Annotated in this window: 16 protein-coding genes; 9 read left to right on the plus strand and 7 right to left on the minus strand. The window is 67.6% G+C overall.

All coding sequences use genetic code 11. From position 1 onward, the window contains the following. Positions 1-9: 9 nt before the first annotated feature. From G432_RS17325 to G432_RS17340, 4 genes are read left to right on the plus strand one after another with little or no spacing between them, the layout of a single operon-like run. Positions 10-2688, plus strand: a complete 2679-nt coding sequence (locus G432_RS17325) for an HAD-IC family P-type ATPase (RefSeq protein WP_015460121.1) — start codon at positions 10-12, stop codon at positions 2686-2688. Between the two features lie 51 nt (positions 2689-2739). Then, complete coding sequence (locus G432_RS17330) at positions 2740-3627, plus strand: universal stress protein (protein WP_144062074.1); 888 nt, start codon at positions 2740-2742, stop codon at positions 3625-3627. 21 nt (positions 3628-3648) lie between these two features. After that, positions 3649-4098 carry a universal stress protein gene (locus G432_RS17335; RefSeq protein WP_015460123.1) on the plus strand — a complete coding sequence of 150 codons (450 nt, stop codon included), beginning with the start codon at positions 3649-3651 and terminating at the stop codon, positions 4096-4098. Positions 4099-4130: 32 nt separating this feature from the next. Then, positions 4131-5420, plus strand: a complete 1290-nt coding sequence (locus G432_RS17340; protein ID WP_015460124.1) for a glycoside hydrolase family 130 protein — start codon at positions 4131-4133, stop codon at positions 5418-5420. 21 nt (positions 5421-5441) lie between these two features. Here the strand turns inward: G432_RS17340 and G432_RS17345 are convergent, their stop codons facing one another. From G432_RS17345 to G432_RS17365, 5 genes are all read right to left on the minus strand, one after another. After that, positions 5442-6626 (minus strand): phospholipase A, encoded by a 1185-nt coding sequence (locus tag G432_RS17345; protein ID WP_144062075.1) that lies wholly within the window; start codon positions 6624-6626, stop codon positions 5442-5444. A gap of 96 nt (positions 6627-6722) precedes the next feature. Continuing rightward, positions 6723-7844, minus strand: coding sequence for an ABC transporter permease (locus G432_RS17350; protein WP_015460126.1), 1122 nt, complete (start codon positions 7842-7844; stop codon positions 6723-6725). 2 nt (positions 7845-7846) lie between these two features. After that, positions 7847-10600: a ribosome-associated ATPase/putative transporter RbbA gene (rbbA, locus tag G432_RS17355; protein ID WP_015460127.1), complete on the minus strand. Its 2754-nt coding sequence runs from the start codon at positions 10598-10600 to the stop codon at positions 7847-7849. Continuing rightward, positions 10597-11670, minus strand: a complete 1074-nt coding sequence (locus G432_RS17360; RefSeq protein ID WP_015460128.1) for an HlyD family secretion protein — start codon at positions 11668-11670, stop codon at positions 10597-10599. Before G432_RS17360 ends, rbbA begins: the two co-directional genes overlap by 4 nt. Next, positions 11667-13208: an efflux transporter outer membrane subunit gene (locus tag G432_RS17365; protein WP_236626809.1), complete on the minus strand. Its 1542-nt coding sequence runs from the start codon at positions 13206-13208 to the stop codon at positions 11667-11669. Before G432_RS17365 ends, G432_RS17360 begins: the two co-directional genes overlap by 4 nt. Positions 13209-13422: 214 nt before the next feature. On the opposite strand from G432_RS17365, the gene G432_RS17370 reads away from it, so the two are divergent. Beyond that, the gene (locus G432_RS17370) at positions 13423-14505 is read left to right on the plus strand and encodes a branched-chain amino acid aminotransferase (protein ID WP_015460130.1); all 1083 of its coding nucleotides are present in this window, start codon (positions 13423-13425) and stop codon (positions 14503-14505) included. A gap of 57 nt (positions 14506-14562) precedes the next feature. On the opposite strand, the gene G432_RS17375 is transcribed toward G432_RS17370, so the two are convergent. After that, a complete protein-coding gene (locus tag G432_RS17375) occupies positions 14563-15456 on the minus strand; it encodes a LysR substrate-binding domain-containing protein (RefSeq protein ID WP_015460131.1) in 894 nt (297 codons plus the stop codon). A gap of 233 nt (positions 15457-15689) precedes the next feature. Here G432_RS17375 and G432_RS17380 point away from each other — a divergent pair, with 233 nt between their 5' ends. The 4 genes from G432_RS17380 (at position 15690) to G432_RS23805 (ending at position 21803) form a co-directional block, all read left to right on the plus strand. After that, positions 15690-18881 (plus strand): efflux RND transporter permease subunit, encoded by a 3192-nt coding sequence (locus G432_RS17380; RefSeq protein ID WP_015460132.1) that lies wholly within the window; start codon positions 15690-15692, stop codon positions 18879-18881. Beyond that, positions 18874-20073: an efflux RND transporter periplasmic adaptor subunit gene (locus G432_RS17385; protein ID WP_015460133.1), complete on the plus strand. Its 1200-nt coding sequence runs from the start codon at positions 18874-18876 to the stop codon at positions 20071-20073. Before G432_RS17380 ends, G432_RS17385 begins: the two co-directional genes overlap by 8 nt. After that, a complete protein-coding gene (locus tag G432_RS17390) occupies positions 20057-21463 on the plus strand; it encodes an efflux transporter outer membrane subunit (RefSeq protein WP_015460134.1) in 1407 nt (468 codons plus the stop codon). Before G432_RS17385 ends, G432_RS17390 begins: the two co-directional genes overlap by 17 nt. Positions 21464-21611: 148 nt before the next feature. Next, positions 21612-21803 carry a hypothetical protein gene (locus G432_RS23805; protein WP_015460135.1) on the plus strand — a complete coding sequence of 64 codons (192 nt, stop codon included), beginning with the start codon at positions 21612-21614 and terminating at the stop codon, positions 21801-21803. A gap of 144 nt (positions 21804-21947) precedes the next feature. On the opposite strand, the gene G432_RS17400 is transcribed toward G432_RS23805, so the two are convergent. Beyond that, positions 21948-22976 (minus strand): YfiM family protein, encoded by a 1029-nt coding sequence (locus G432_RS17400; RefSeq protein ID WP_236626810.1) that lies wholly within the window; start codon positions 22974-22976, stop codon positions 21948-21950. Between the last annotated feature and the right edge of the window lie 41 nt (positions 22977-23017).

Genomic DNA, 23017 nt, shown 5'->3' on the forward strand with positions numbered 1-23017 from the left:
GAGTAGCGTGTGCGGATCGACAGCGATGCTCCGTGGCACGGCCTGGAAGGGAATGACGTGCTCGCCAGGCTCGCCGCCGATGGCGCCGGCCTCGACGAGGATGAGGCCCGGCGGCGGCTGGAAAGCCATGGCCCCAATCGCCTGCCGGAACCGGCGCGCGCTTCCGCCATTACCCGCTTCGTCGCCCAGTTCCGCAGCGCGCTCATCTATTTCCTGCTGGCCGGAGCGGCGGCGGCCGCCGCGCTGGGTCATCTGGTGGATGCCTTCGTCATTATCGTGGTGGTGCTGGTCAACGCGATCGTCGGCTTCATGCAGGAGGGCAAGGCGGAGCAGGCGCTGGGCGCGATCCGCGACCTCATCACGCCCCATGCGACCGTGCTGCGAAGCGGGCATCGGCGGTCGGTGGACGCGGCCAGCATCGTGCCGGGCGATATCGTGCTGCTGGAGCCGGGAGACAGGGTGCCGGCCGACATGCGGCTGCTGCGCGTGCGCGGCCTCACCATCGACGAGGCGCTGCTGACCGGCGAATCCGTGACGGCGGACAAGCATGAGGCGCCCGTGGCGCCGGATGCGGCGATCGGCGATCGGACGGACATGGCCTTTTCGGGCACGCTGGTCGCCACCGGGCAGGCGACGGGCGTGGTGACGGCGACGGGGCAGGGCACGCAGATCGGGCGGATCAGCCAGCTTCTCCAGGACGTGGAGCCGATGACGACGCCGCTGCTGCGGCAGATCAACGATTTCGGCCGGCGCTTTACCTGGGTGGTGATGGCGGGCGCGGCGCTGCTGTTCGCCTTTGCGGTGCTGGTCCGCAATTTCGACTGGGCCGATGCCTTGATCGCCGTGGTGGCGCTGGCGGTGGGCATCGTGCCGGAAGGGCTGCCCGCGGTGATCACCATCACGCTCGCCATCGGCGTGCAGCGCATGGCCGCGCGCAACGCCGTGATCCGCAAGCTGCCGGCGGTGGAGACGCTGGGCGCCACATCGGTGATCTGCACCGACAAGACCGGCACCCTGACCCGCAACGAGATGACGGTGCGGCACGTGCTGATCGACGGGCATTCCCTGCATGTGAGCGGCGCCGGCTATGCGCCCGAAGGCAGCCTGACCGCCGATGGCGGCGATGACGATGCCGCCGCCGTCGCGGCCGCCAGCCGGATCATCGAATGCGGCCTGCTGTGCAACGATGCCGCGCTCGATCTTCGCGACGGTGAATGGCGGGTCGAAGGCGATCCCATGGAAGGCGCGCTGGTCGCGCTCGCGATGAAAGCAGGGTTGAGCCCCGACAATCTGCGCGGCCAATGGTCCCGGCTGGACGAGATACCGTTCGACGCCGCCTATCGCTTCATGGCGACCCTGCATCGCGCGCCCACGGGCGAGGTGGTGGCGTTCATAAAGGGCGCGCCGGAGGCGGTGATGGCGAAGGCCGGCATCCGCGAGGCGGGCTGGGACGCCCGGATGGCGGCGGCCGCCGATCGCGGCGAACGCGTGCTGGGCTTCGCCCTCAAGCGCTTTTCGACGCCGTCCGACCGGCTGGGTTTCGGCGACCTCGAGGGCGGCGTGGAATTTCTCGGCCTGATGGGCTTCATCGATCCGCCGCGCGAGGAAGCGGTGGCGGCGATCGCGGAATGCCGGTCCGCCGGGATCGCGGTGAAGATGATCACCGGCGACCATGCCGCGACCGCGCTCGCCATCGCGCGGCAAATCGCGCTGGCCGACGATCCCAGGGCGATGACCGGCGCCGAGCTGGACGGCCTGTCCGATGCGGATCTGGCGGCGATCGTCGGGGACATATCCGTCTTCGCCCGCACCAGCCCGGAACATAAGCTGCGCATCGTCCGCGCGCTCCAGTCCGACGGCGCGATCGTGGCGATGACGGGCGACGGCGTGAACGATGCGCCCTCGCTCAAGCAGGCGGACGTCGGCACGGCGATGGGCCGCAAGGGCACGGAGGCCGCCAAGGAGGCGGCGCAGATGGTGCTGCTGGACGACAATTTCGCCTCGATCGTCGCCGCCGTGCATGAAGGGCGCACGGTCTACGACAATATCCGCAAGGTGATTTCGTGGACGATCCCCACCAATGGCGGCGAGACGCTGACGGTGGTGCTGGCGATCCTTGCCGGGTTCGCCATGCCGCTTTCGGCGACGCAGATATTGTGGATCAACCTGGTGCTGGCGGGCACGCTGGGGCTGGTGCTTGCCTTCGAGCCATCGGAGCCCGGCGTGATGCGGCGCCCGCCCAGGCCGTCCGGCGCGCCGCTGCTGACGCCGTTCCTGCTGTGGCGGGTGCTGATCGTATCGATCTTGCTGGCGGCGGCTTCCCTGGGCTTCTATTTCCACGCCCTGGGCCAGGGACGCGACCTGGAGACGGCCCGGACGATCGTGGTCAACTTCATGATCGTGGCCGAGATATTCTACCTCTTCAACGTGCGTTACCTGCACATGCGATCGCTGACCTGGCGGGGCGCGCTGGGGACGCCGGCGGTGCTGGGCGCGATCGCGGTGGTGGTGATCGCCCAGATCGCCTTCACCTACGCGCCCTTCATGCACGGGCTGTTCCACAGCCGGCCGCTGCCGGTTCGCGACGGCATCGCCATCATCGCGGCGGGATTCGGCTTGATGCTGGTGCTGGAAGGCGAGAAGCTGCTGATGCGCCGCCTCGGCTGGTTCGAGGAATTGCGGGCATGACCGGCGCGCCGCCACGACGCATCCTCATCCTGAACGACAGGGAGTAGAACCTTGGACGAACCAGTGGTCGCCGCGCCGAAGCGCATCATGCTCGCCACCGATCTGAGCTGCCGCTGCGATCGCGCGCTCGATCGCGCCAGGCGGCTCGCCCGCGACTGGAAGGCGACGCTGGTTCTCGTCCATGTGATGGAGCCGGGCCTCGCCGATCGGATCCGGACGGATCCGGACGTGCCGTCATGGCGCCGCACCGGCGATCCGGCGACGAAGATGCGGCACCAGATATGGCGCGACCTTGCCGGCGACATGGCCGATGTCGACGTGCGGGTGGTGGAGGGCGAGGCGGCGGAGCAGCTTCTCGCCGTGGCGGCCGAGGAGAGATGCGACCTCATCGTCACCGGCGTGGCGCGCGACGGCATATTGGGGCCGATGGTGCTGGGCACGACCGTGAACAAGCTGGTCCGCCATGCCGAGGTGCCGGTGCTGATCGTGCGGAACCGGGTGAACCGGCCCTACGGCAAGATCGTGGTCGGCACGGATTTTTCGGACAGCTCGGCCCGCGCGCTGACGACGGCGGCCAAATGGTTTCCCACCGCCGAATATGTGCTGTTCCACGGATATGACATCCCGTTCGACGACCTGCTGGACAAGGATGAATTCGGCCGGCAGCTCGCGGCGATGGAGGAGCGGTGCAAGGCCGATTTCCTCGCCAAGACGCCGCTGGACGATGCCGTGCGGGAGCGCGTCCACCTGTTGATCGAGCATGGCAATCCCGAACGGCTGCTATGGGATTATGTCACCGATCAGGAGGCCGACCTCACCGTGATCGGCAGCCATGGGCGCAGCGCGTTCTTCGACGTGCTGATCGGCAGCATGACCAAGCGGTTGCTGGAATCCGCGCAGGGCGACACGCTGGTCGTCCGCAGACCCCGGACGCGCTGAACCTTCCACGGAGGAAAAGACATGGCATTCCGCAACATATTGCTGCCGCTGGACGTGAACGATCTGGCTAACGCGGATCGCGCGCTTCAGGATGCCCGCTTTCTGGCCGAAGCGGCGGGCGCGACGGTGCACCTGCTGCACGTCCGGCTCTATCTGCCGCTGTCCTACGTCGATTTCCTCCCTTCCAGCTTCGACCAGGAGGAAAAGGAGAGCTGCATGGAGCAGTTGCGGGCGTGGAAGGCGAGCCTGGGCCTGCCGGAGGACCGCGTTACGATCACCCTGCGGCGCGGACCGGTGCCGGCGGAGGTGCTGGACGAAGCGGCGCAGCGGGAGGCCGACCTCATCATCATCGGATCGCGCCAGCCTTCGATGTCGACGCGGCTGCTGGGGTCGAACGCCTCCTCCATCATCCGCGACGCCAAGATCAGCGTGCTGGTGACACGGCGGCAGGATCAGCGCGAAACGGCCTAGGGCCCGGTGGGGCGGAAGCGGAGGAGGGCGTGATGGCGATCAACACCATTCTCACGCATTTGCCGACGATGCTGCAGCCGGACCCGTCGCGCACGGTGATCCGCCCCTTCTACGCCGAAGACCCCGCCCAGTTCGCGATCGACGGGTGCCCCCGGCCGCAGCGGATCGTCGATCGCGTGCTGAACCTTCCGGCGGACCGGGCGCGCATGATGGTGGATATGATGGTTCCCGCCATGGCGAGCCGCCATCCCAATGCCGAAAAATTCTTCCTGCGGCGATTTGAGGAAGTGCGCGGCGAACTGAGCGAAGGACCGGTGAGCCGGGAACAGGCGCTGCTTATCGGCGCCTATTTCAGCCAGGAATATGCCTTCGAATCCGCCGCTTTGTTCAATCCCAGCATCGTCGCCCATCCGCTGGAGGATGCCGCGCGGCCCGGTTGCCTGCGCTTCGTGATGTCGCTCCGCGGGATCGGCGAAGGGCATATATCGTCCGTCACCTTCCGCACCGGCACCTGGGACACGGTGGCGAACCAGGTGACGGTGGACCCGGCCAGCGCGCATGGTGTGCCGCCGCGCATCGAGGAGGTGGAGGAAGACGGGCGCACGATCCGCCTTTCCTGCCCGGAAAGCACCAATATCAGCGAATCCGTGGTCTTTCCCGTCACGCCCAGCCAGCGCCAGGGCGTGGAGGATCTGCGCATGGTGCTGTTCGTCGAGGAGGATGGATCGCGCAACCTGCTGGGCACCTACACCGCCTTCAGCGGCGCCGAGGTTCGATCCGAGATGCTGCGCGCCCTGGACTTCAGGACCTATGAGCTGCGCCCGCTGGAAGGCGATGTCGTGCGGAACAAGGGCATGGCGCTGTTTCCGCGCCGGATCGACGGCCGCTACATGATGCTCGGGCGGCAGGATAATGAGAATATCTGGCTGCTTGCCTCGGACGATCTCTATCGCTGGGATGGCGGGCAGAAGATCGTCACGCCCAGATATTCCTGGGAATTCGTGCAGCTTGGCAATTGCGGCTCCCCGATCGAGATCGAGGAGGGCTGGCTGGTGCTGACCCACGGCGTGGGCATGATGCGGGGCTATTGCATCGGCGCCTGCCTGCTGGACAAGGCGGACCCGTCGCGCGTGCTGGGCAGGACGGATCGGCCGATCGTCTATCCCGATCCGGCGGAGCGGGGCGGCTATGTGCCCAATGTCGTCTATAGCTGCGGCGCACTGGTCCACAATCGCATGCTGCTGCTGCCTTATGGCGTGGCGGATACCTACACGACCTTCGCGACCGGATCGGTGGATGCGGTGCTGGCCGCGATGTCGTGAAGCCTTCTATCGGACAGCCTTCTATCGGACGATGGCGATGCCGAAGCGGAGGCGCGTCATGCTCTTGCGGTAATCGAGCAGATTTTCGCCATAGCCGGCGAAAGCCTGGCCGAAGAGATAGATGTTGAGGCTGGATTCGAAGATGCGGTCCAGCGGGTAGCTTAGCTCCGCATCGATCGCGCCCTTGCCCGATCCGAAGTTGAAGCGGCTGTTGGTGGTGAGGCGGAAGCCCTCATCCTCGCCGATTTCCGCGAACAGGCCGGTATTGCCGCGATAGCGCTTGATATCGGGATTGTCCTCCAGGCTGGCGATATAGACCCACAGCCGCGGCCCCACCGATATTGTGTAGCGGCCGGCATACATGGTCGCGACCGGCTGGACGTAGAGCATGTTGATGCTGCGGGAATCGAGCCCGTCGCGGCCGTTCGATTCATGGCGGTAGCCCGCCTGGCCGCCCAGCGCGAAGCCCTTGCCCACGGGCGTGGCCGGAACAAGGTAGAAAAGCTCCGGCATGAAATCGATATTGTGGAAGGGCGAGGATTTGGCATCCAGATCCCAGAACATGCGCTGGGTATAGGCGAAATGGACGCCGTTGATCGCGGGCTCGTCCTTGCCCACGGCGCCCGGTTCCCCGAAAAGCTGATATTTGAAGCTGATCTGCAGGCGCCCGTCGCTGTTGGTGCCGGGGCCATAGGCCGCATAGATCGGCGCATAGCTGGAGAGATTGCCGAGGAAGGCATTGCCCTGATCGGGCTTGGCCGATGGCGGGGCCTCCACGGGCGAGGCCGGCACGGGACGGGGCGGGCGGGGGGCCGGGACGCCTGGATCGTCATTTTGCGCCAGCGCCTCGCGCCGTTCCCCGGCATCGCGCGGCGGAAGCCGGAAGGCATATCCTTCGGCGTCCTGGCCGGGGCGCAGCGTCAGCACGGCATCGCGGCGGGGCGTTCCCACGGGAAGGCGCAGCGCGTAGCGCGCCTCGGTGAAGCCGCGTGCCGGCACCTCCTGTTCCGCGACGGGATCGATCCGGTCGAGAACCACCGGAATGGTGCGACCGGCGACCTTCAGCTCCGCCTCCAGCCTTTCCGGCCGGGCCACGCGCGCGGATGCCGTGTCCGGGTTGAGCGTGACGATGCCGACGATCAGGCCGTCGCCGTCGGGCGCGGGCGTGATCGCCCCGACGAGATCGCGCGGCTCCGCCTGGGCCATGGCAGGCGCGGCGAAAATCGCGGCGGCGCAGAGCCATGGGCGCAAGCGCGGGCGGTGGCATGATGGGTGGGAAGGGGGCATCGGGCGTGTCGGTTCCTAGGCCATGGTAACGATCGTCTTGCGGAAACGGGCCAGCGCGATGCCGAAGAACAGCCCGCCTATCACCATGATCGCAAGGAATTGTGGCCATACGACAGCAAGGCCGGCACCGCGATAGAGGATGGCCTGGGCCAGCTTCACGAAATGGGTGGTGGGGGCGGCCAGCATCACGTTCTGCACGAATTCGGGCATGCTTTCGCGCGGGGTGGTGCCGCCGGACAGCATCTGGAGCGGCAGCATCACCAGGATCAGCAGCAGCCCGAATTGCGGCATCGATCGCGCGACCGTGGCCATGAAGATGCCCATCGATGTGGTGGCGAACAGGTGGAACGCGGTGGCCAGCAGGAACAGCGCGACCGAACCTTCGATCGGCACATGGAGCAGCCCCCGCACGACCACCGTGAGCGAGAAGGCGCAGGCCAGCAGCACGACGAGCCCCATGGCCCAGACCTTGCCGGCCATGATCTCGAACGGGGTGACGGGCATCACCAGCAGATGCTCGATCGTGCCATGTTCCCGCTCGCGGATCAGCGCCGCGCCCGTCAGCACGATGGAAAGCATGGTGACGTTGTTGATCACCTCCATCACCGATCCGAACCAGCTTTGCGCCAGCGTGGGGTTGAAGCGCGCGCGCAGCTCCAGCGCCACCGGCGGCTGCGGATTGGCGCGGTAGCGCTGGATGAATTCGTTCACCTCGTCATTCACGATCTGCTGGACATAGCCGTTGCCGGTGAAGGCCTGGCTCATCCGCGTCGCATCGACGTTCAGCTGCACCGCCGGCTGGCGGTTGGCGAGCAGATCGCGCTGGAAGCCGGGCGGGATGTTGAGCGCGAAGGTATAGAGGCCCGCATCCATCCCCGGATCGATCTCGTTCTGCGAGATGATGAAGGGCTGGGTGAAGTGCGGGGGATAGAAAGCGGCGACGATCCGCTGCGACAAGGGGGACTGATCCTCGTCGACGATCGCGATCGGCGCCTTGTGCAGCGTTTCCGGCATGGCGGTGGCCGCCACGTAGATGCTGAAGGAAAAGGCCCAGGCGATCAGCGCGAGCATCATCGGATCGCGCCAGAGGCTGCGCAGTTCCTTGACGCCCAGCCGGAATATGTTGGCCGCCGCCATGCCTAGCGTTCCTGCTTGCGCAGCAGCACCACGCAGGCGGCCATCAGGACCGGGATCGCCAGCGCCAGCCCCAGCATCTGCGTATGCAGATCGCCGAAGCCCAGCCCCTTGGAAAAGACGCCCCGGCACACGGTTACAAAATGGGCGGTCGGGAAGATGCGGCCGATCAGGGCGCCGGCGCCCTCCAGCGAGGATACCGGGTTGATCAGGCCGGAAAACTGGATGGCCGGCAGCATCGTGCCGATGGCGGTGGCGAAGATCGCGGCGATCTGGCTGCGCATGAACACCGAGAACAGCAGGCCGATCGCGGTGGCCGATATGGTGTAGAGGAAGGCCGCGGCCGTCATCGCCAATATGTTGCCGGTGATCGGCACGCGGAAGATCGCCACCGCCAGGATCACCAGCAGCGCATAGTTGAGCATCGCCAGCGCGACATAGGGAAGCTGCTTGCCGATCAGGAATTCGATCCGTGTGATCGGGGTGACGTAGAAGTTGATGATCGATCCCAGCTCCTTCTCGCGCACCACGCTGAGCGCCGTCAGCATCGCCGGCAGCAGGAGGAGGAGGACGGGGATCACGGCGGGCGCGATCGCCACCAGGCTCTTCACGTCCGGGTTGTAGCGATAGCGGGTCTCGATATCGATCAGCCCGGCGCTTGGCCGCTCGCCCAGTTCCTGCAACGCCATGTCGCCCAGCCATTGGGCGTGCATCGCCTGCATGTAGCCCTGCACCGTTTCCGCGCGCTGCGGCATCGATCCGTCGATCCATGCGGCTATGGCCACCCTGTCGCCCCGGCGCAGATCGCGGGCGAAGCCGGGCGGAATCTCGATCGCGACGCTCAGCTCGCCGGCGCGCATCCGCCGGTCGAGCTGGTCGTAATCGGTGACGGGCGGCCGTTCGACGAAATAGCGCGATCCGGCGAGGTTCAGCGCGTAATTCTGGCTGGTGACGGTGCCGTCGCGATCCAGCACGGCGAAGGACAGGTCCTCCACGTCCATGCTGATGCCATATCCCATGATGAACATCAGGATCACGCTGCCCACCAGCGCCAGCGTCGCCCGGATGGGATCGCGGCGCAGCTCCAGGCTTTCGCGCTGCGAGTAGCTCAGCATCCGCCGGATGCTGAAGCCGCCGATCCTGTCCTCGGGCGCGTGGGCGGCGGGCGGGGCGGATTGGGGGACGGCCTCCTCCGGCACGGCCGCGGCGGCTTCCGCTTCCTCCAGATAACCGATGAAGGCTTCCTCCAGCGTCGCCGCGTGCCGGCTTTCCACGATGCCCCTGGGCGTATCGCTCACCAGCACCTTGCCGGCATGCATCAGCGATATGCGGTCGCAGCGCTCCGCCTCGTTCATGAAGTGGGTGGAGATGAAGATCGTCACCCTGTCCTGCCGGGACAGGTCGATCAGGCTCTGCCAGAACTGGTCCCGCGCGATGGGATCGACGCCGGATGTCGGCTCGTCCAGGATCAGCATCTCCGGCCGGTGGATCAGCGCCACCGCCAGCGACAGCCGCTGCCGCTGGCCGAGCGGCAGGGCATCGGGCAGGGCGTCCAGTATGTCGCTCAGCCCGAACCGGCTCGCCATCTCGTCCACCCGCGCCGGAATCTCGCTTGCCGGAACGCTGAAGAGCTGGGCGTGCAGCACCAGATTCTGTCGCAGGGTAAGCTCGCTGTAGAGCGAGAAAGCCTGGCTCATATAGCCGACGCGGCGGCGGGTGCCGATATCCTGGCTGTCCACCTCCTGCCCGAACAGCCAGGCCTGGCCCTCGGTCGCGGGCAGGAGCCCAGTCAGCATCTTCATCGTTGTCGATTTGCCGCAGCCGTTCGATCCCAGGAAGCCGAAGATCTCGCCGCGCTCGATGCGGAAGTTCACATGATCGACGGCGGTGAAATCGCCGAAGCGCTTGGTGAGGCCCTTGGCCTCGATCGCCACCTCGTCCAGCCCCTCGCCGGTGCGCGGCGGGATGGTGACGGCATGATGGCCCCGGCGCTGCTCCTCCGGCAGCAGTTCGATGAAGGCCTGTTCCAGATTGTCCTTGCCGGTGCGTTCGTAAAGCTCGGCCGCCGTGCCGGTGGCCAGCACGCGGCCGGCATCCATCGCCACCAGCCAGTCGAAACGGGCGGCTTCCTCCATATAGGCGGTGGCGATCAGCACGCTCATGCCCGGCCGGTCGAGCCGGATGCGATCGATCAGGTCCCAGAATTGCGCGCGGGAAAGCGGGTCCACGCCCGTGGTGGGTTCGTCCAGCAGCAGGAAATCGGGATCGTGGATCAGTGCGCAGCACAGGCCCAGTTTCTGCTTCATGCCGCCGGAAAGCTTGCCCGCCGGCCGATCGCGGAACCGCGACATGCCGGTGCTGGCGAGCAGATCGACGATCCGTTCCTCCCGCTCCGCCGCGTCCTGGCCGAACAGCCGGCCGAAGAATTCCAGATTCTCCGCCACCGAAAGCGTGGGGTAGAGATTCTTGCCCAGCCCCTGCGGCATATAGGCGATGCGCGGGCATATGGCGTTGCGGTGGCGGGCATCGGCCATGTCGCCGCCCAGCACGGTGACGGTGCCGGCCTGGATGATGCGCGATCCGGCGATCAGCGAGAAGAGGCTGGACTTGCCGACCCCGTCCGGCCCGATCAGCGCGACCATGCGCCCCGCCGGAATGTCCAGGTCGATGCCGTCGAGCGCTTTCGTGTCGCCGAAGCGCAGGCTCACCCCGGCCAGGCTTGCGACCGGCGGATCAGGCGCGGTCGCGGGCGCCGTCATCGGCCGACATTGACCGCGAGATCGGCCGGCCATTCCGCCTTGGGGTCGATCCGCACATAGGCCATGCCGGGAAGGCCGGTCTTCACCTGGTTGATATGCTTCCTCAGCAAGGCGGGATCGATCCGGGCCTTCACCCTGAACATCAGCTTCTGCCGCTCGCTTTCCGTCTCGACCGTCTTGGGCGTGAACTGGGCGACATCGGCGACGAAGGAGACGCGGGCGGGAATCACATATTGGGATGCGGCGTCCAGCACGATCCGCGCCTCGCTGCCCACGCCCACGCGGCCCGCCACCGTTTCGGGCAGGAAGAAGGTCATGTAGACGTCCGTCAGGTTGACGACGTTCAGCACGCGGCCGCCGCCGGCCACCACCTCGCCCGGCTGGGCGACGCGATATTGCACGCGCCCGTCCGTCGGGGCCTTGAGGTCGCTGTCCGTGATGTCGGCTTCCAGCCGGCGGATGGTGGCGCGGGCGGCGTCGACATTGGATCGCGCGCCGATGACCTGCGACTTGGCCGTCAGGATCGCGGCGTCGACCGCCGCAAGCTGCGCGCGCGCCGCCTCCACGGCGGCATGGGCGCCTTCCACCTGGGCCTGATCGTCGTCGCGTTCCTGCACGGCGGTGGCGCCTTCGCGCGCCAGCGTGGTCGATCGGGCGAGCCGCTTGCGCGCGGCGTTCAGCTCCGCCTCGCGCTGGCGGACCACCGCGAAGGCGGAGGCGCGATCGCCCTGGCGCTGGGCCACCTGCGTCTGCGCGACGTCGATCCCGTTCAGGGCCTGCTGCAACTGCGCTTCCGCTTCCGCCTTCTGCGCCTGCAGGACATCGGTATCGATCCGGGCGACGATCTGGCCGGCCTTCACATAATCGCCCTCGTCGACCGCGATCTCCGCCACGCGGCCCGGCGTCTTGGCGGAAATGTCGATCTCGGTCGCCTCGATGCGGCCGTTGCCGCCGACGATCCCTTCGGGAAGGCCGCCGGGGGCCGCCAGCTTCCACAGCAACCAGGCGGCCAGCAGGATGATGGCAGCGATGCCGCCGCGGATGAGCCAGCGTCGATCGGGCATTTTCATCGGGGCTGATCCTCCTCGACGGAAGGCGATGGGGAAGGCGAGGGCGCGGGGGACGGCGGCGCGAAGGTCGCATCGTCCGCGAAGCCGCCGCCCAGCGCGGCATAGAGCGCGACGCCGCTGGCATAATAGCCGCGGCGAAGCTGGATCAGCGATTGCTGGGTGTCGAACAGGTCGCGCTGGGCGTCGAGCACTTCCAGATAGGCGGACCGGCCGTTGTCGAAGCGCAGCTGCGCCAGCCGCGCGCGCTCGCGGAGTGCTGCCACCATGTCGCGCGTGCTGGCGATCTGGGCGATGAGCTGGCGGCGCTGGACCAGCGCGTCGGAAACGTCGCGGAAGGCCTGCTGGATCACCTGCTCATATTCGGCGACGGCAACGTTGCGCCGGGCTTCGGCGGCATCGAGGCTGGCGGCGTTGCGGCCCGCGTTGAAGATGGGCAGCGTGATCGTCGGGCTGAAATTCCAGGATAGGCTGCCGTCGCCGAACAGGCCGTCCAGCTCGTTGCTGGCGGTGCCGAACGTGCCGGTGAGGTTGATGTTGGGGAAGAAGGCGGCCCGCGCCGCGCCGATATTGGCGTTGGCGGCGCGCAGGCGGTGTTCCGCCGCCACGATATCGGGGCGGTTGATCAGGAGGTCGGACGGCAATCCCGCCGGCAGCTCGCGGTTGCTGTCCGTTTCCGCCAGCCGCAGCGGGCCGGGGCGGAATTCCACGGGATGGCCGACCAGCAGCGCCAGCGCGTTGCGGTTGACCGCCTGGTCCTGGACCAACGCCTCGAGCGCGGTCTTCGCCTGGGCCAGCAGCAGCTGCGCCTGCGTCATCTCCAGCTTCGATCCGGAGCCGACCTCGTAGCGGCGGCGCATGATCCACAGCGATTTGTCGCGCGTCGTCACCGTATCGCGGGCAAGCGCGATCCGTTCCTCATATTCCCGTTCCAGCAGATAGCCGGTCGCCACCTGCGCGATCAGGCTCGTCGCCACGGCGCGGCGCGATTCCTCGGTGGAGAGGAATTGCTGCACGGCCGCTTCCTTCAGGTTGCGCAGCCGCCCCCAGAAATCGATCTCCCAGCCCGCGCTCAGCAGCGCCTGATATTGGCTGGCGGTGACGGGCCGGCCGATCAGCGAGAGGCCGGCCGGCGTGCGTCCGCGATTGCCGGCGACCACCGCATCGACCTGCGGGTAGAGCGCGCTGCCCTGGATGCGGTAATTGGCGCGCGCTTCCTCCACCCGGCCGGCGGCGATGCGGATATCGCGATTATGGACCAGCGCCTCGCCGATCAGCCCCTGCAATTCGGGATCGCGGAAGAAATCGCGCCAGCCGATCCGGGCGATGCTCCCGTCGGACGCGGAGGTTGTCGAGAAACTGTCCGGCACCGGCATCGGCGGCTGCACATAAGGCGGCGCAAAGGAGCATCCGGCCAGCAGCAGCAAGCCGAGCGGCGCGAACCTGCCCATCCGCCCGGCGGGCGATGCAGATGTGCCCCGGCGGGGGCCAGGCGCATGGTCGATCGTCAGTCCGTCCGCAACCGATACAGCTCGCGCCATGCCTGCAAGGTCCCCACAGGAGTTTGGCTTTCAACGACTTGGAGACGATAGTTTGTGTTGCGCACCATATCTCATCGGCGGCGCATGTCCAATCGCGGGCAGGGCCGGTGGCCGTCGTGATGGAGGGACGGCCGCCAAAAAGACGGCGATCGGCATGGCATCGCGCGATCCGCTGGGCTAGGTCGGCGCGGACTCGATTCACGGAAGAGCGAATATGGGACAGGAAACCCGCTTCACCATCACCCCCCACCCGTCGCCCGTCGCGGCAGACGAGCGGGCCGTGCTGCTGGAGAATCCCGGCTTCGGCCGCGTGTTCACCGATCATATGGTCACGGTGAAATGGACGTCCGACAAGGGCTGGCACGACGCGCAGGTAGGCGCGCGCCGGCCCTTCCAGCTCGATCCCGCGGCGGCGGTGCTGCATTATGCCCAGGAAATCTTCGAGGGCATGAAGGCCTATCGGCTGGCGGACGGATCGGTCACGCTGTTCCGGCCGGACGAAAATGCCCGCCGCTTCAATGAATCGGCGGCGCGCATGGCGATGCCGGACGTGCCCGAGGAGCTGTTCCTGGCGGCGATCGAAAGCCTCGTGGAAATCGACCGGGGCTGGATTCCGGGCGGCGAGGGCAGCCTCTACCTGCGCCCCTTCATGTTCGCGAGCGAGCCGTTCCTGGGCGTGCGGCCGGCCTCCGAATATATCTTCTGCGTCATCGCCTGCCCGGTCGGCGCCTATTTCAAGGGCGGCGCCAAGCCGGTGACGCTCTGGGTGTCGGACGATTATACCCGCGCGGCCCCCGGCGGCACCGGCGCGGCCAAGTGCGGCGGCAATTATGCGGCCAGCCTCGTCGCGCAGGCGGAAGCCTCGCGCCATGGCTGCGACCAGGTGGTTTTCCTCGACGCGGCCGAGCATCGCTGGGTCGAGGAGCTGGGCGGCATGAACATCTTCTTCGCGATGGACGACGGCAGCCTGGTGACGCCGCCGCTCGGCACCATCCTGCCGGGGATCACCCGCAAGTCGCTGATCACGCTTGCCCGCGATGCCGGCATCGTCGTGCAGGAACAGCCTTATTCCTTCGATCAGTGGCAGGCGGATGCGGCATCCGGCCGCCTGCGGGAAGCGTTCGCCTGCGGCACCGCCGCCGTGGTCGCCGCGATCGGCGAGGTGCGGCATGCCGGCGGCTCCTTCCTGATCGGCGACGGCGGGACCGGCCCCCTCACCACGCGGCTGCGCGAGGAGCTTGTGGGCATCCAGCGCGGCACCCTGGCCGATACGCGCGGCTGGCTTCGCCGGGCCTGAGCGGCCGCTTGCGGACGGGGAGGGCGCCCGCAGCCGGCGCCACCCCGTCCCCGATCGCTATCCGGCCAGCGCCGGCACGAACATCGCCTGCAGTTGCCGGCAGGCCAGCGACGGGCGGACCGGCCGGATCATCCATAGCCGGCTCAGCGTGTCGTTCCCCGCCAGGGGGCGATAGACCAGGCTGTCGAGGTGGATCACGCTCAGCGACCGGGCGAGGAAGGTGATCCCGAAACCGGCGGAAACCAGGCCCAGCAGCGTGGCGATGCCGCCGCTTTCCTGGATCACGCGCGGCTCGAAGCCGGCGGCGCGGCACATGCGGATCAGCTGCTCGTTGAACCCCGCGCCCAGCCGCCGTTCGTAGAGCACGAAGGATTCCTCGGCGAGGTCGGCCACCGCCACGGTGGCGCGATCGGCCAGCGGATGATCGCGCCGCATCGCCACCACCATCTCCTCCTCCAGCATCAATGTCGCCATCAGCCCGTGCGAAAGCTCGGGCGGCTCGGGGCTGCGGACGAAGCCCATGTCGAGGTCGCCCTCCGCCAGCGCTTCCAGCTGCGCCTCCAGCGACAATTCGCGCAGGTCGAGCCGGATCGCCGGATAGGCCTGGCGGAAACGGAAGAGCGCGCTGGCGACCGCCGGCACGAAAAGCACGGAGCTGAGCAGGCCGAGCGCCAGCTCGCCGATCTCGCCGCGCGCGGCGCGGCGGGCCACCTCGGCGGCATGGTCCGCCTGCTGCAGCGCCTTGCGCGCTTCGGGAAGGAATATCTCCCCCGCCTCCGTCAGCCGCACGCGGCGGCTGGTGCGTTCGAACAGGGCCACGCCCAGCTCGTCCTCGAGCGCGCGGATCTGCTGGCTCAACGGGGGCTGGGATATGCCGAGCTGGGTTGCCGCGCGGCCGAAATGCAGTTCCTCCGCCACGCGGACGAAATAGCGGAGATGGCGGAGGTCCAATTCATTCGCCTTTGATATCAATCATGCCGAATTTGATATTAGACGCGAAAATTGCAATGGTGCATCGCGTCATCGGATGCGCGACCGCCTTGGGGAGGCGGCGACCAGCCCTGTCGGTTCAACGGTTTAGACCCGTTCGACAGTGAAGCGCGCCCATGATCCGTCCGCCCAATCGGGCTCAAAGCAGGTGCAGGGCGCGCCGTTCGCGGCGTTCGTCCGTTCGGAGAAACTGGATGATAGGCATTGTCCGGGTCGCGCTGGGAAGGCCGCTGACGTTCATCGTCATGGCGCTCCTGATAGCGATCATCGGCATCCTCGCGGCGCTGCGCACGCCCGTGGATATCTTTCCGAACATCCGCGTGCCGGTGATCGCGGTCGCCTGGCAATATGCCGGCCTTTCGCCGGACGAGATGTCCGGCCGCATCATCACGCCCTATGAGCGCGTGCTGACGACCACGGTGAACGATATCGAGCATATCGAAAGCCAGTCGATGCAGGGCATCGGCATCGTGAAGATCTTCTTCCAGCCGGGGGCGGACATCCGCACCGCGACCGCGCAGGTCACCTCCATCTCGCAGACGGTGCTGCGCCAGATGCCGCCGGGCATCACGCCGCCGCTGATCCTGAACTACAACGCCTCCACCGTGCCGATCATCCAGCTCGCCATGTCGGGCAAGGGGATGAGCGAGCAGCAGCTTTTCGACCTCGCGCAGAACCAGATCCGCCCGCAGATCGTGACCGTGCCGGGCGCCGCCATGCCGTTCCCGTCGGGCGGCAAGCAGCGCCAGGTGCAGGTCGATATCGATCCGCAGGCGCTCCAGTCCAAGGGCCTTTCCGCGCAGGACGTGGGCAATGCCATCGCCGCGCAGAACCAGATCAACCCCGCCGGCTTCGTGAAGATCGGCAGCTATCAATATGCGGTGAAGCTCAACAACGCGCCGGGCACGATCGAGGAGCTCAACAACCTGCCGGTGAAGGTGGTGAACGGCGCCACCGTCTATATGCGCGACGTCGCCTATGTGCGCGACGGCAATTCGCCGCAGACCAACGTCGTCCATGTCGAAGGCCGGCGCTCGGTGCTGATGACGGTGCTGAAGAACGGCGCCACCTCCACGCTCGCCATCGTCCAGGGCGTGAAGGATCGGCTTCCCGCCATCGCGGCCGGCCTGCCCGATACGCTGAAGATCCAGCCGATCGGCGATCAGTCCCTGTTCGTGAAGGCGGCGGTTTCCGGCGTGGTGAAGGAAGGCGCGATCGCGGCCGCGCTCACCTCGCTGATGATCCTGCTGTTCCTGGGATCGTGGCGTTCGACCGTCATCATCGCCATCTCGATCCCGCTGGCGGTGCTGGCCGCGGTGGCCCTGCTTTCCGCCACGGGGCAGACGCTCAACGTGATGACGCTGGGCGGGCTGGCGCTCGCCGTCGGCATCCTCGTCGACGACGCGACCGTGACGATCGAGAATATCAACTGGCACCTGGAACAGGGCAAGGGCGTGATCCAGGCGATCCTGGACGGCGCCGCCCAGATCGTGACGCCCGCCTTCGTCTCGCTGCTGTGCATCTGCATCGTCTTCGTGCCGATGTTCTTCCTGCCGGGCGTCGCGGGCTTCCTGTTCGTGCCGATGGCGCTCGCCGTGGTGTTCGCGATGATCGCGTCCTTCATCCTCTCGCGCACGCTGGTGCCGACGATGGCGATGTATCTGCTGAAGCCGCACGCGCCCGGCGAGGATACGCATGCCGCCGGTTCTCCGACCTCGCGCAATCCGCTGGTCCGCTTCCAGCGCGGGTTCGAGGCGCGGTTCGAAAAGGTCCGCGCCGGCTATGGCGGGCTGCTGGAACGGGCGATGCGTTCGCGCAAGCCCTTCATGATCGGCTTCATGGCGGTGGTCCTGCTGTCCGGCCTGCTGCTGCCGTTCCTGGGCAGCAACTTCTTCCCCAGCGTGGATTCGGGCCAGATCATGATCCACGTCCGCGCGCCCGTGGGATCGCGGATCGAGGACAGCGCCGCCCAGTTCGAGCGGATCCAGCACCGCATCCGCCAGCTGATCCCGGCTTCGGAGCTGCGCTCCGTGGTCGACAATATCGGCCTGCCGGTCAGCGCCATCAACACCGTCTACAGCAATTCGGGAACGATCGGCCCGCAGGACGGCGACATATTGATCGCGCTGGAGGAGCATCATCGCCCCACCGAACAGCATGTGGCGACGCTGCGGCGCGAACTCGCCCGCAGCTTCCCGGGCACGACCTTCGCCTTCCTGCCGGCGGATATCACCAGCCAGATCCTGAACTTCGGCGCGCCGGCGCCGATCGATATCCAGGTCACGGGCCGCAACCAGGCGGACAATGCCGCTTATGCCGCCAGGCTGCTGCGGGCGATCCGCACCATTCCGGGGCTGGCCGATGCGCGCATCCAGCAATCGGCGCGCTATCCGCAGCTCAACGTCGATGTCGATCGCACGCGGATCGGCCAATATGGCCTGACGGAGCGCGACGTGACGACCAGCCTGGCAAGCTCGCTTGCCGGCACGTCGCAGACGGCCCCGGTCTTCTTCCTGAACCCGGAAAACGGCGTCTCCTACGCCGTCGTCGCCCAGACGCCGGAATATCGGGTGGGATCGATCGCCGATCTCCAGAGCATCCCCGTCACCGGCCCGAACGCCACGGTGCCGCAGACCTTGGGCGGCATCGCCACGGTGCGGCGTTCGAACACGACGCCCGTGGTCAGCCACTACAACATCCAGCCGATGGTCAACATCTTCGCCGCCCCGCAGGGCCGCGATCTGGGCGCCGTCGCCGGCGATGTCGAGCGTGCGATCCAGAAGCTGGAGAAGGAAAAGCCCCAGGGCGTCACGGTCACGATCCGCGGCCAATATGCCACGATGAACGCGGCCTTTTCCGGCCTCGGCTTCGGCCTCGTCGGCGCGATCCTGCTGATCTACCTGCTGATCGTCGTCAACTTCCAGAGCTGGCTCGATCCGTTCGTCATCATCATGGCGCTGCCGGGCGCGCTGGCCGGCATCATCTGGACCCTGTTCGCCACCGGCACCACGCTTTCAGTGCCGGCGCTCACCGGCGCGATCATGTGCATGGGCGTGGCGACGGCGAACTCGATCCTGGTGGTGAGCTTCGCGCGCGAGCGGCTGGCGGAGCTGGGCGATTCCACCGCCGCCGCGATGGAGGCGGGCCTCGTCCGCTTCCGCCCCGTGCTGATGACGGCGCTGGCCATGATCATCGGCATGCTGCCGATGGCGCTGGGCCTGGGCGAGGGGGGCGAGCAGAACGCCCCGCTCGGCCGCGCGGTGATCGGCGGTCTCGTCGTCGCCACCATCGCCACATTGTTCTTCGTCCCCACTGTCTTCAGTTTCGTCCACCGGCATGGCCGCGTGCAGGACCGGTCCAAGGAGCTAGAACCCGCGCATGTCTGAGGAAATCGAGAGCCGGAAGCTGAAGCGCGTCGGTATCGGTGCGGCCGTCGCGGCGCTGGCCGTGGTCGCCATCGGCATCTCCGCGCGCACCATCACGGATAGCCGCCTGAAGGAGGTGGCCGCCGAGGCCGCGATCCCTTCCGTCGATGTCGTGCGCCCCACGCCGTCGGGAGACGGCACCGGGGTGGTGCTGCCGGGCAGCATCCAGGCCTTCAACAGCGCGGCGATCTATGCCCGCACCAACGGCTATGTCCGCCGCTGGACGGCCGATATCGGCGATAATGTCGCCGCCGGGCAGACCTTGGCGATCCTCGACGCGCCGGAGGTCGATCAGCAGCTCGCGCAGGCCGAGGCCGATTATCAGACGGCGCTGGCCAACCAGGCGCTTGCCCGCACCACCTCCACCCGCTGGGCGGCGCTGGTCGGGCAGGATGCGGTGTCGCGGCAGGAGGCGGACGAGAAGGCCGGCGATTATGCCGCCAAGACGGCGCTCGCCAACGCCGCGCGCGCCAATGTGAACCGCCTGCGCGCATTGCAGGGCTTCACCCGGCTGACGGCGCCGTTCGCCGGCATCGTCAGCAGCCGGTCCGCCCAGATCGGCGCGCTGGTGGTGTCGGGCAACGCCGCCGCCCAGCCATTGTTCACCGTTTCCGACGTGCATCGCATGCGCGTCTATGTCCGCGTGCCGCAGGGGCTTTCGGCGCAGATCAGGCCGGGCATGCACGCGTCGATGACGTTGCCCGAATATCCGGGCCGCACCTTCGACGCGGTTCTCCAGCGCACCGCCGATGCGGTGGATACGCAATCGGGCACCGTCCTTGTCGAGCTTCAGGCCGACAATCCCGATCGCGCGCTGAAGCCCGGCGCCTATGCGCAGGTCAGCTTCCCGGTCCGCGCGATCGCCGGCAGCTTCCGCCTGCCCGCCAGCACGCTGATCTTCGGCGAAAAGGGGCCGACGGTCGCGATCGTCGATGCGTCGAACAAGGTCACCATCCGGCCCGTCGTCGTCGGCCGCGACGAAGGGCGCGAGGTGGAGGTGACGTCCGGCCTCGCCGGAACGGAGCGCATCATCGATACGCCGCCCGATGCCGTGCAGAACGGCGATCATGTCCGGGTCAATGCAGAGGCCGCGCCGGGGAAGGATGCCGGCAAGGCCAAGGCGCCGGCCAAGGCGGATGCGCGCCGTGGCTGATCGCGTGGCGGCGCTCGCCGCGCTGGCGCTGCTCGGCGGCTGCTCGCTCGCGCCGGATTATGAACGGCCGGCCACCGTGGCCCCGGTCGCCTATAAGGAACTGCCCGCCGGCTGGACCGAGGCCAGCCCGCAGGATGCGGCGCCGCGCGGCGATTGGTGGGCGGTCTTCGGCGATCCGGTGCTCGATGGATTGCAGGGCCGGTTGAACGAGGCCAGCCCCACGCTGGCGGCGGCCGTCGCGCGCTACGATCAGGCGCAGGCGGCGGCGCGGGCGGCGGGCGCGGATCGCTTTCCCGAACTCAGCGTCGGCGGCGATGCCTCGCGCCAGCGCGTCTCCGCGCGCCGTCCGCTCGCCAGTGACAAGGCGATCTACAACGATTTTTCGGTCGGCGCGGCGCTCGATTACGAGCTCGATCTCTGGGGCCGCGTGCGCAACTCCGTGCGCGCGGGCAAGGCGGATGCGGAGGCGAGCGCCGCCGATCTCGCCTCGGCGCGGCTCAGCCTCCAGGCGGCGCTGGCGGACGCCTATTTCCGCCTGCGCGGGCTCGATGCCGAAGCCGCGTTGCTCAAGGATACGGTCGAGGCTTTCGGCCGCGCCCTGGAGCTGACGAATACGCGCCACGATGGCGGCATCGCCTCGGGGCTCGACGTCAGCCGCGCGCGCACGGTCCTCTCCGATGCCAGGGCGCAGATATCCGCCATCGCCAACGAACGGGCGGCGACCGAGCATGAGATCGCCGCGCTGGTCGGCGAGGTGGCATCCGGCTTCTCCATCGCGCCCGCCGATCCCCCGCGCGAGCCGCCGGCCATCGCGTCCGGCGCGCCGTCCGATCTGTTGCAGCGCCGGCCCGATATCGCCGCGGCCGAACGGCGTGTCGCCGCCGCCAATGCGCGGATCGGCGTGGCGCGCGCGGCGCTGTTCCCGTCGATCACGCTGGGTGCTGGCGCCGGGTTCGAGGCCGCGCACGGCTCGCTGCTCAGCTCGCCGGCCAGCTATTGGGCGCTGGGGCCGCTGTCCGCCGTGCTGTCCATCTTCGATGGCGGCCGCCGCAGGGCAGAGGTGCGGATCAGCCGCGCCCAATATGATGAGGTCGCCGCCGATTACCGGGCCACGGTTCTGGCCGCCTTCCGCGAGGTGGAGGATGGGCTGGCGGCCGTGCGGACGCTTGCCACCCAGGCCGGGGATCAGCAGGCGGCCGCCGTGGCGGCGGCCCGCACGCGCGATCTGGCGCTGATCCGCTATCGCGAGGGCGCATCCGATTATCTGGAGGTGGTGACGGCGCAGACGGCGGCGCTCGATGCCGAACGCGCGGCGATTTCCGTGCAGACCCTGCGGATGCGGGCGGCCGTGGCGGTGGTTCGCGCCACCGGCGGCGGCTATCCGGCCTGAATGGCGATTGGTCCTAAGCCCGTTCCGGGCCTTACCGAAGTTTCATGTGCCCGCCACGCCCCGGCGGGATGATGGCTGGCACATAGGGGGCATCACCCGGCCCGGCTCGATCGGACAATGGGCCTGGGTGGATGTTGGAGTTGCCCCCATGCAGATTACCAAGCGTCTCCTTGCCGCGCCGCTGCTGGCCGGATTTGCCGTCGCGATCATCGCCGGCCCGGCCAGCGCCGCAACCACTGCCACCGCCGCGAAGCCTGCCGCCGCCGCCAAAACCGTGCAGCACAAGGCCGCCAAGCCCGCAGCCAAGGCGAATGCCGCGAAACCGAAGAAGGCGAACTGAATCGCGGACGGCGGGTCCGCGCTGCCAGCGATCGTCGCGCCGATCCGCCCCGCCTCCGGCCCCGAATTTCCCCCTTGTCCTGGGGCCGGATATGCCCGGTCGACGTCCTCTTGCCCAGAACCAGCGTCGACCGGGCCTTTTTCCTTACTCCACGTGGATGGCCGTGTAGGGGATCTGGATATAATCCAGCACGCTGCCCGCCGCGCGACCCACGCGCGATTGCGGCGACTTGAAGAAAAGCTCCTTCAAATTAAGGCCCACGCCGAAGAATATCCTGCGCCTCGGGTCCTCGCCCTTGGCCTTGTCCTTGGCGGTGAAGCCCGAGGCGTGATAGCCGACATGCAGTTCCACGAAGCGCCAGGGCGTCTCGCGGAACTGATCGAAGCCCGCCAGCGTCAGCGCCAGCATGAAGCGCTGCTGCTCGTAATGCTCCTTGCCCTTGAAGGTGTAGATGTCCGAATTGGGCATCAGCAGCAGGCGAAAATCCAGCTTGTCCTTCAATCCCGGAACGGTGTTGCGCAGCACCGAAAAGGCCGCGCCGCCGGTGTTGAACAGCACGTCCTGGATGGAAAATCCGCTGCTCACCTTATGCGCGTCATATAGCTCGCTATAGATCATCAGGCCCGATGCCAGCACGGCGGCGGTCAGCGCCCCGCTGGATCGATCGCCGCTCTTCCGCCCTATCCGGGCATTGAGCAGCTCCGCCAGCAGGTAGGAATTATAGGCGTGGGTCAGCTTGTCGACGCCCAGGTTGGTGGTCGATTTGCCGAACCAGCCTTCGTCCTGGAAGTGGAAGGACGTGGTTTCATGGGTGACGGCGATCTGGGTGATCGTCATGTAGGCGGCGATGCCCGCGACTTCCCATTTCACCGCGCCCACCTGCTCGCCGAAGCTGTCGTAGCGGCCGTTCCGCACCGGCGCGGCCGACTCCCCGGAAGGGGTGGGGCCATAGACCGCCACCGGTTGCGGGGGCGGCGCATCCCCTGCCGGCTGGCCGTCGCCGCCGGCAAGCGGGGCCGGCCCCTCCAGCCTGTAGTCGATGTCGACGATATCTTCGGCCTGCGCCAGGGCGGGGCAGGCGAATGCCGCCAACCCCAGCAACAGGATATCGGAAGGCAGGCGGTTGGCGCGACTTTTCAACCGGGCATCCAGCCAGCGTCTCGTTTGCGCCAAACACCCCTCCGATTCATTGCTGCAAATCACTGAACATATGG

Origin of the sequence: Sphingomonas sp. MM-1 (assembly GCF_000347675.2) — a bacterium.
GTDB classification, from domain to species: domain Bacteria; phylum Pseudomonadota; class Alphaproteobacteria; order Sphingomonadales; family Sphingomonadaceae; genus Sphingomonas_E; species Sphingomonas_E fennica.

Bases quoted from the DNA above. Each gene is read 5' to 3' on its own strand.
- G432_RS17335 (WP_015460123.1), top strand. From the start codon at position 3,649: ATGGCATTCCGCAACATATTGCTGCCGCTGGACGTGAACGATCTGGCT.
- G432_RS17340 (WP_015460124.1), top strand. From the start codon at position 4,131: ATGGCGATCAACACCATTCTCACGCATTTGCCGACGATGCTGCAGCCG.
- G432_RS17345 (WP_144062075.1), bottom strand. From the start codon at position 6,626: ATGGCCCAGGCGGAGCCGCGCGATCTCGTCGGGGCGATCACGCCCGCG.
- G432_RS17350 (WP_015460126.1), bottom strand. From the start codon at position 7,844: ATGGCGGCGGCCAACATATTCCGGCTGGGCGTCAAGGAACTGCGCAGC.
- rbbA (WP_015460127.1), bottom strand. From the start codon at position 10,600: ATGACGGCGCCCGCGACCGCGCCTGATCCGCCGGTCGCAAGCCTGGCC.
- G432_RS17360 (WP_015460128.1), bottom strand. From the start codon at position 11,670: ATGAAAATGCCCGATCGACGCTGGCTCATCCGCGGCGGCATCGCTGCC.
- G432_RS17365 (WP_236626809.1), bottom strand. From the start codon at position 13,208: ATGGCGCGAGCTGTATCGGTTGCGGACGGACTGACGATCGACCATGCG.
- G432_RS17370 (WP_015460130.1), top strand. From the start codon at position 13,423: ATGGGACAGGAAACCCGCTTCACCATCACCCCCCACCCGTCGCCCGTC.
- G432_RS17380 (WP_015460132.1), top strand. From the start codon at position 15,690: ATGATAGGCATTGTCCGGGTCGCGCTGGGAAGGCCGCTGACGTTCATC.
- G432_RS17385 (WP_015460133.1), top strand. From the start codon at position 18,874: ATGTCTGAGGAAATCGAGAGCCGGAAGCTGAAGCGCGTCGGTATCGGT.
- G432_RS17390 (WP_015460134.1), top strand. From the start codon at position 20,057: ATGCGCGCCGTGGCTGATCGCGTGGCGGCGCTCGCCGCGCTGGCGCTG.
- G432_RS23805 (WP_015460135.1), top strand. From the start codon at position 21,612: ATGCAGATTACCAAGCGTCTCCTTGCCGCGCCGCTGCTGGCCGGATTT.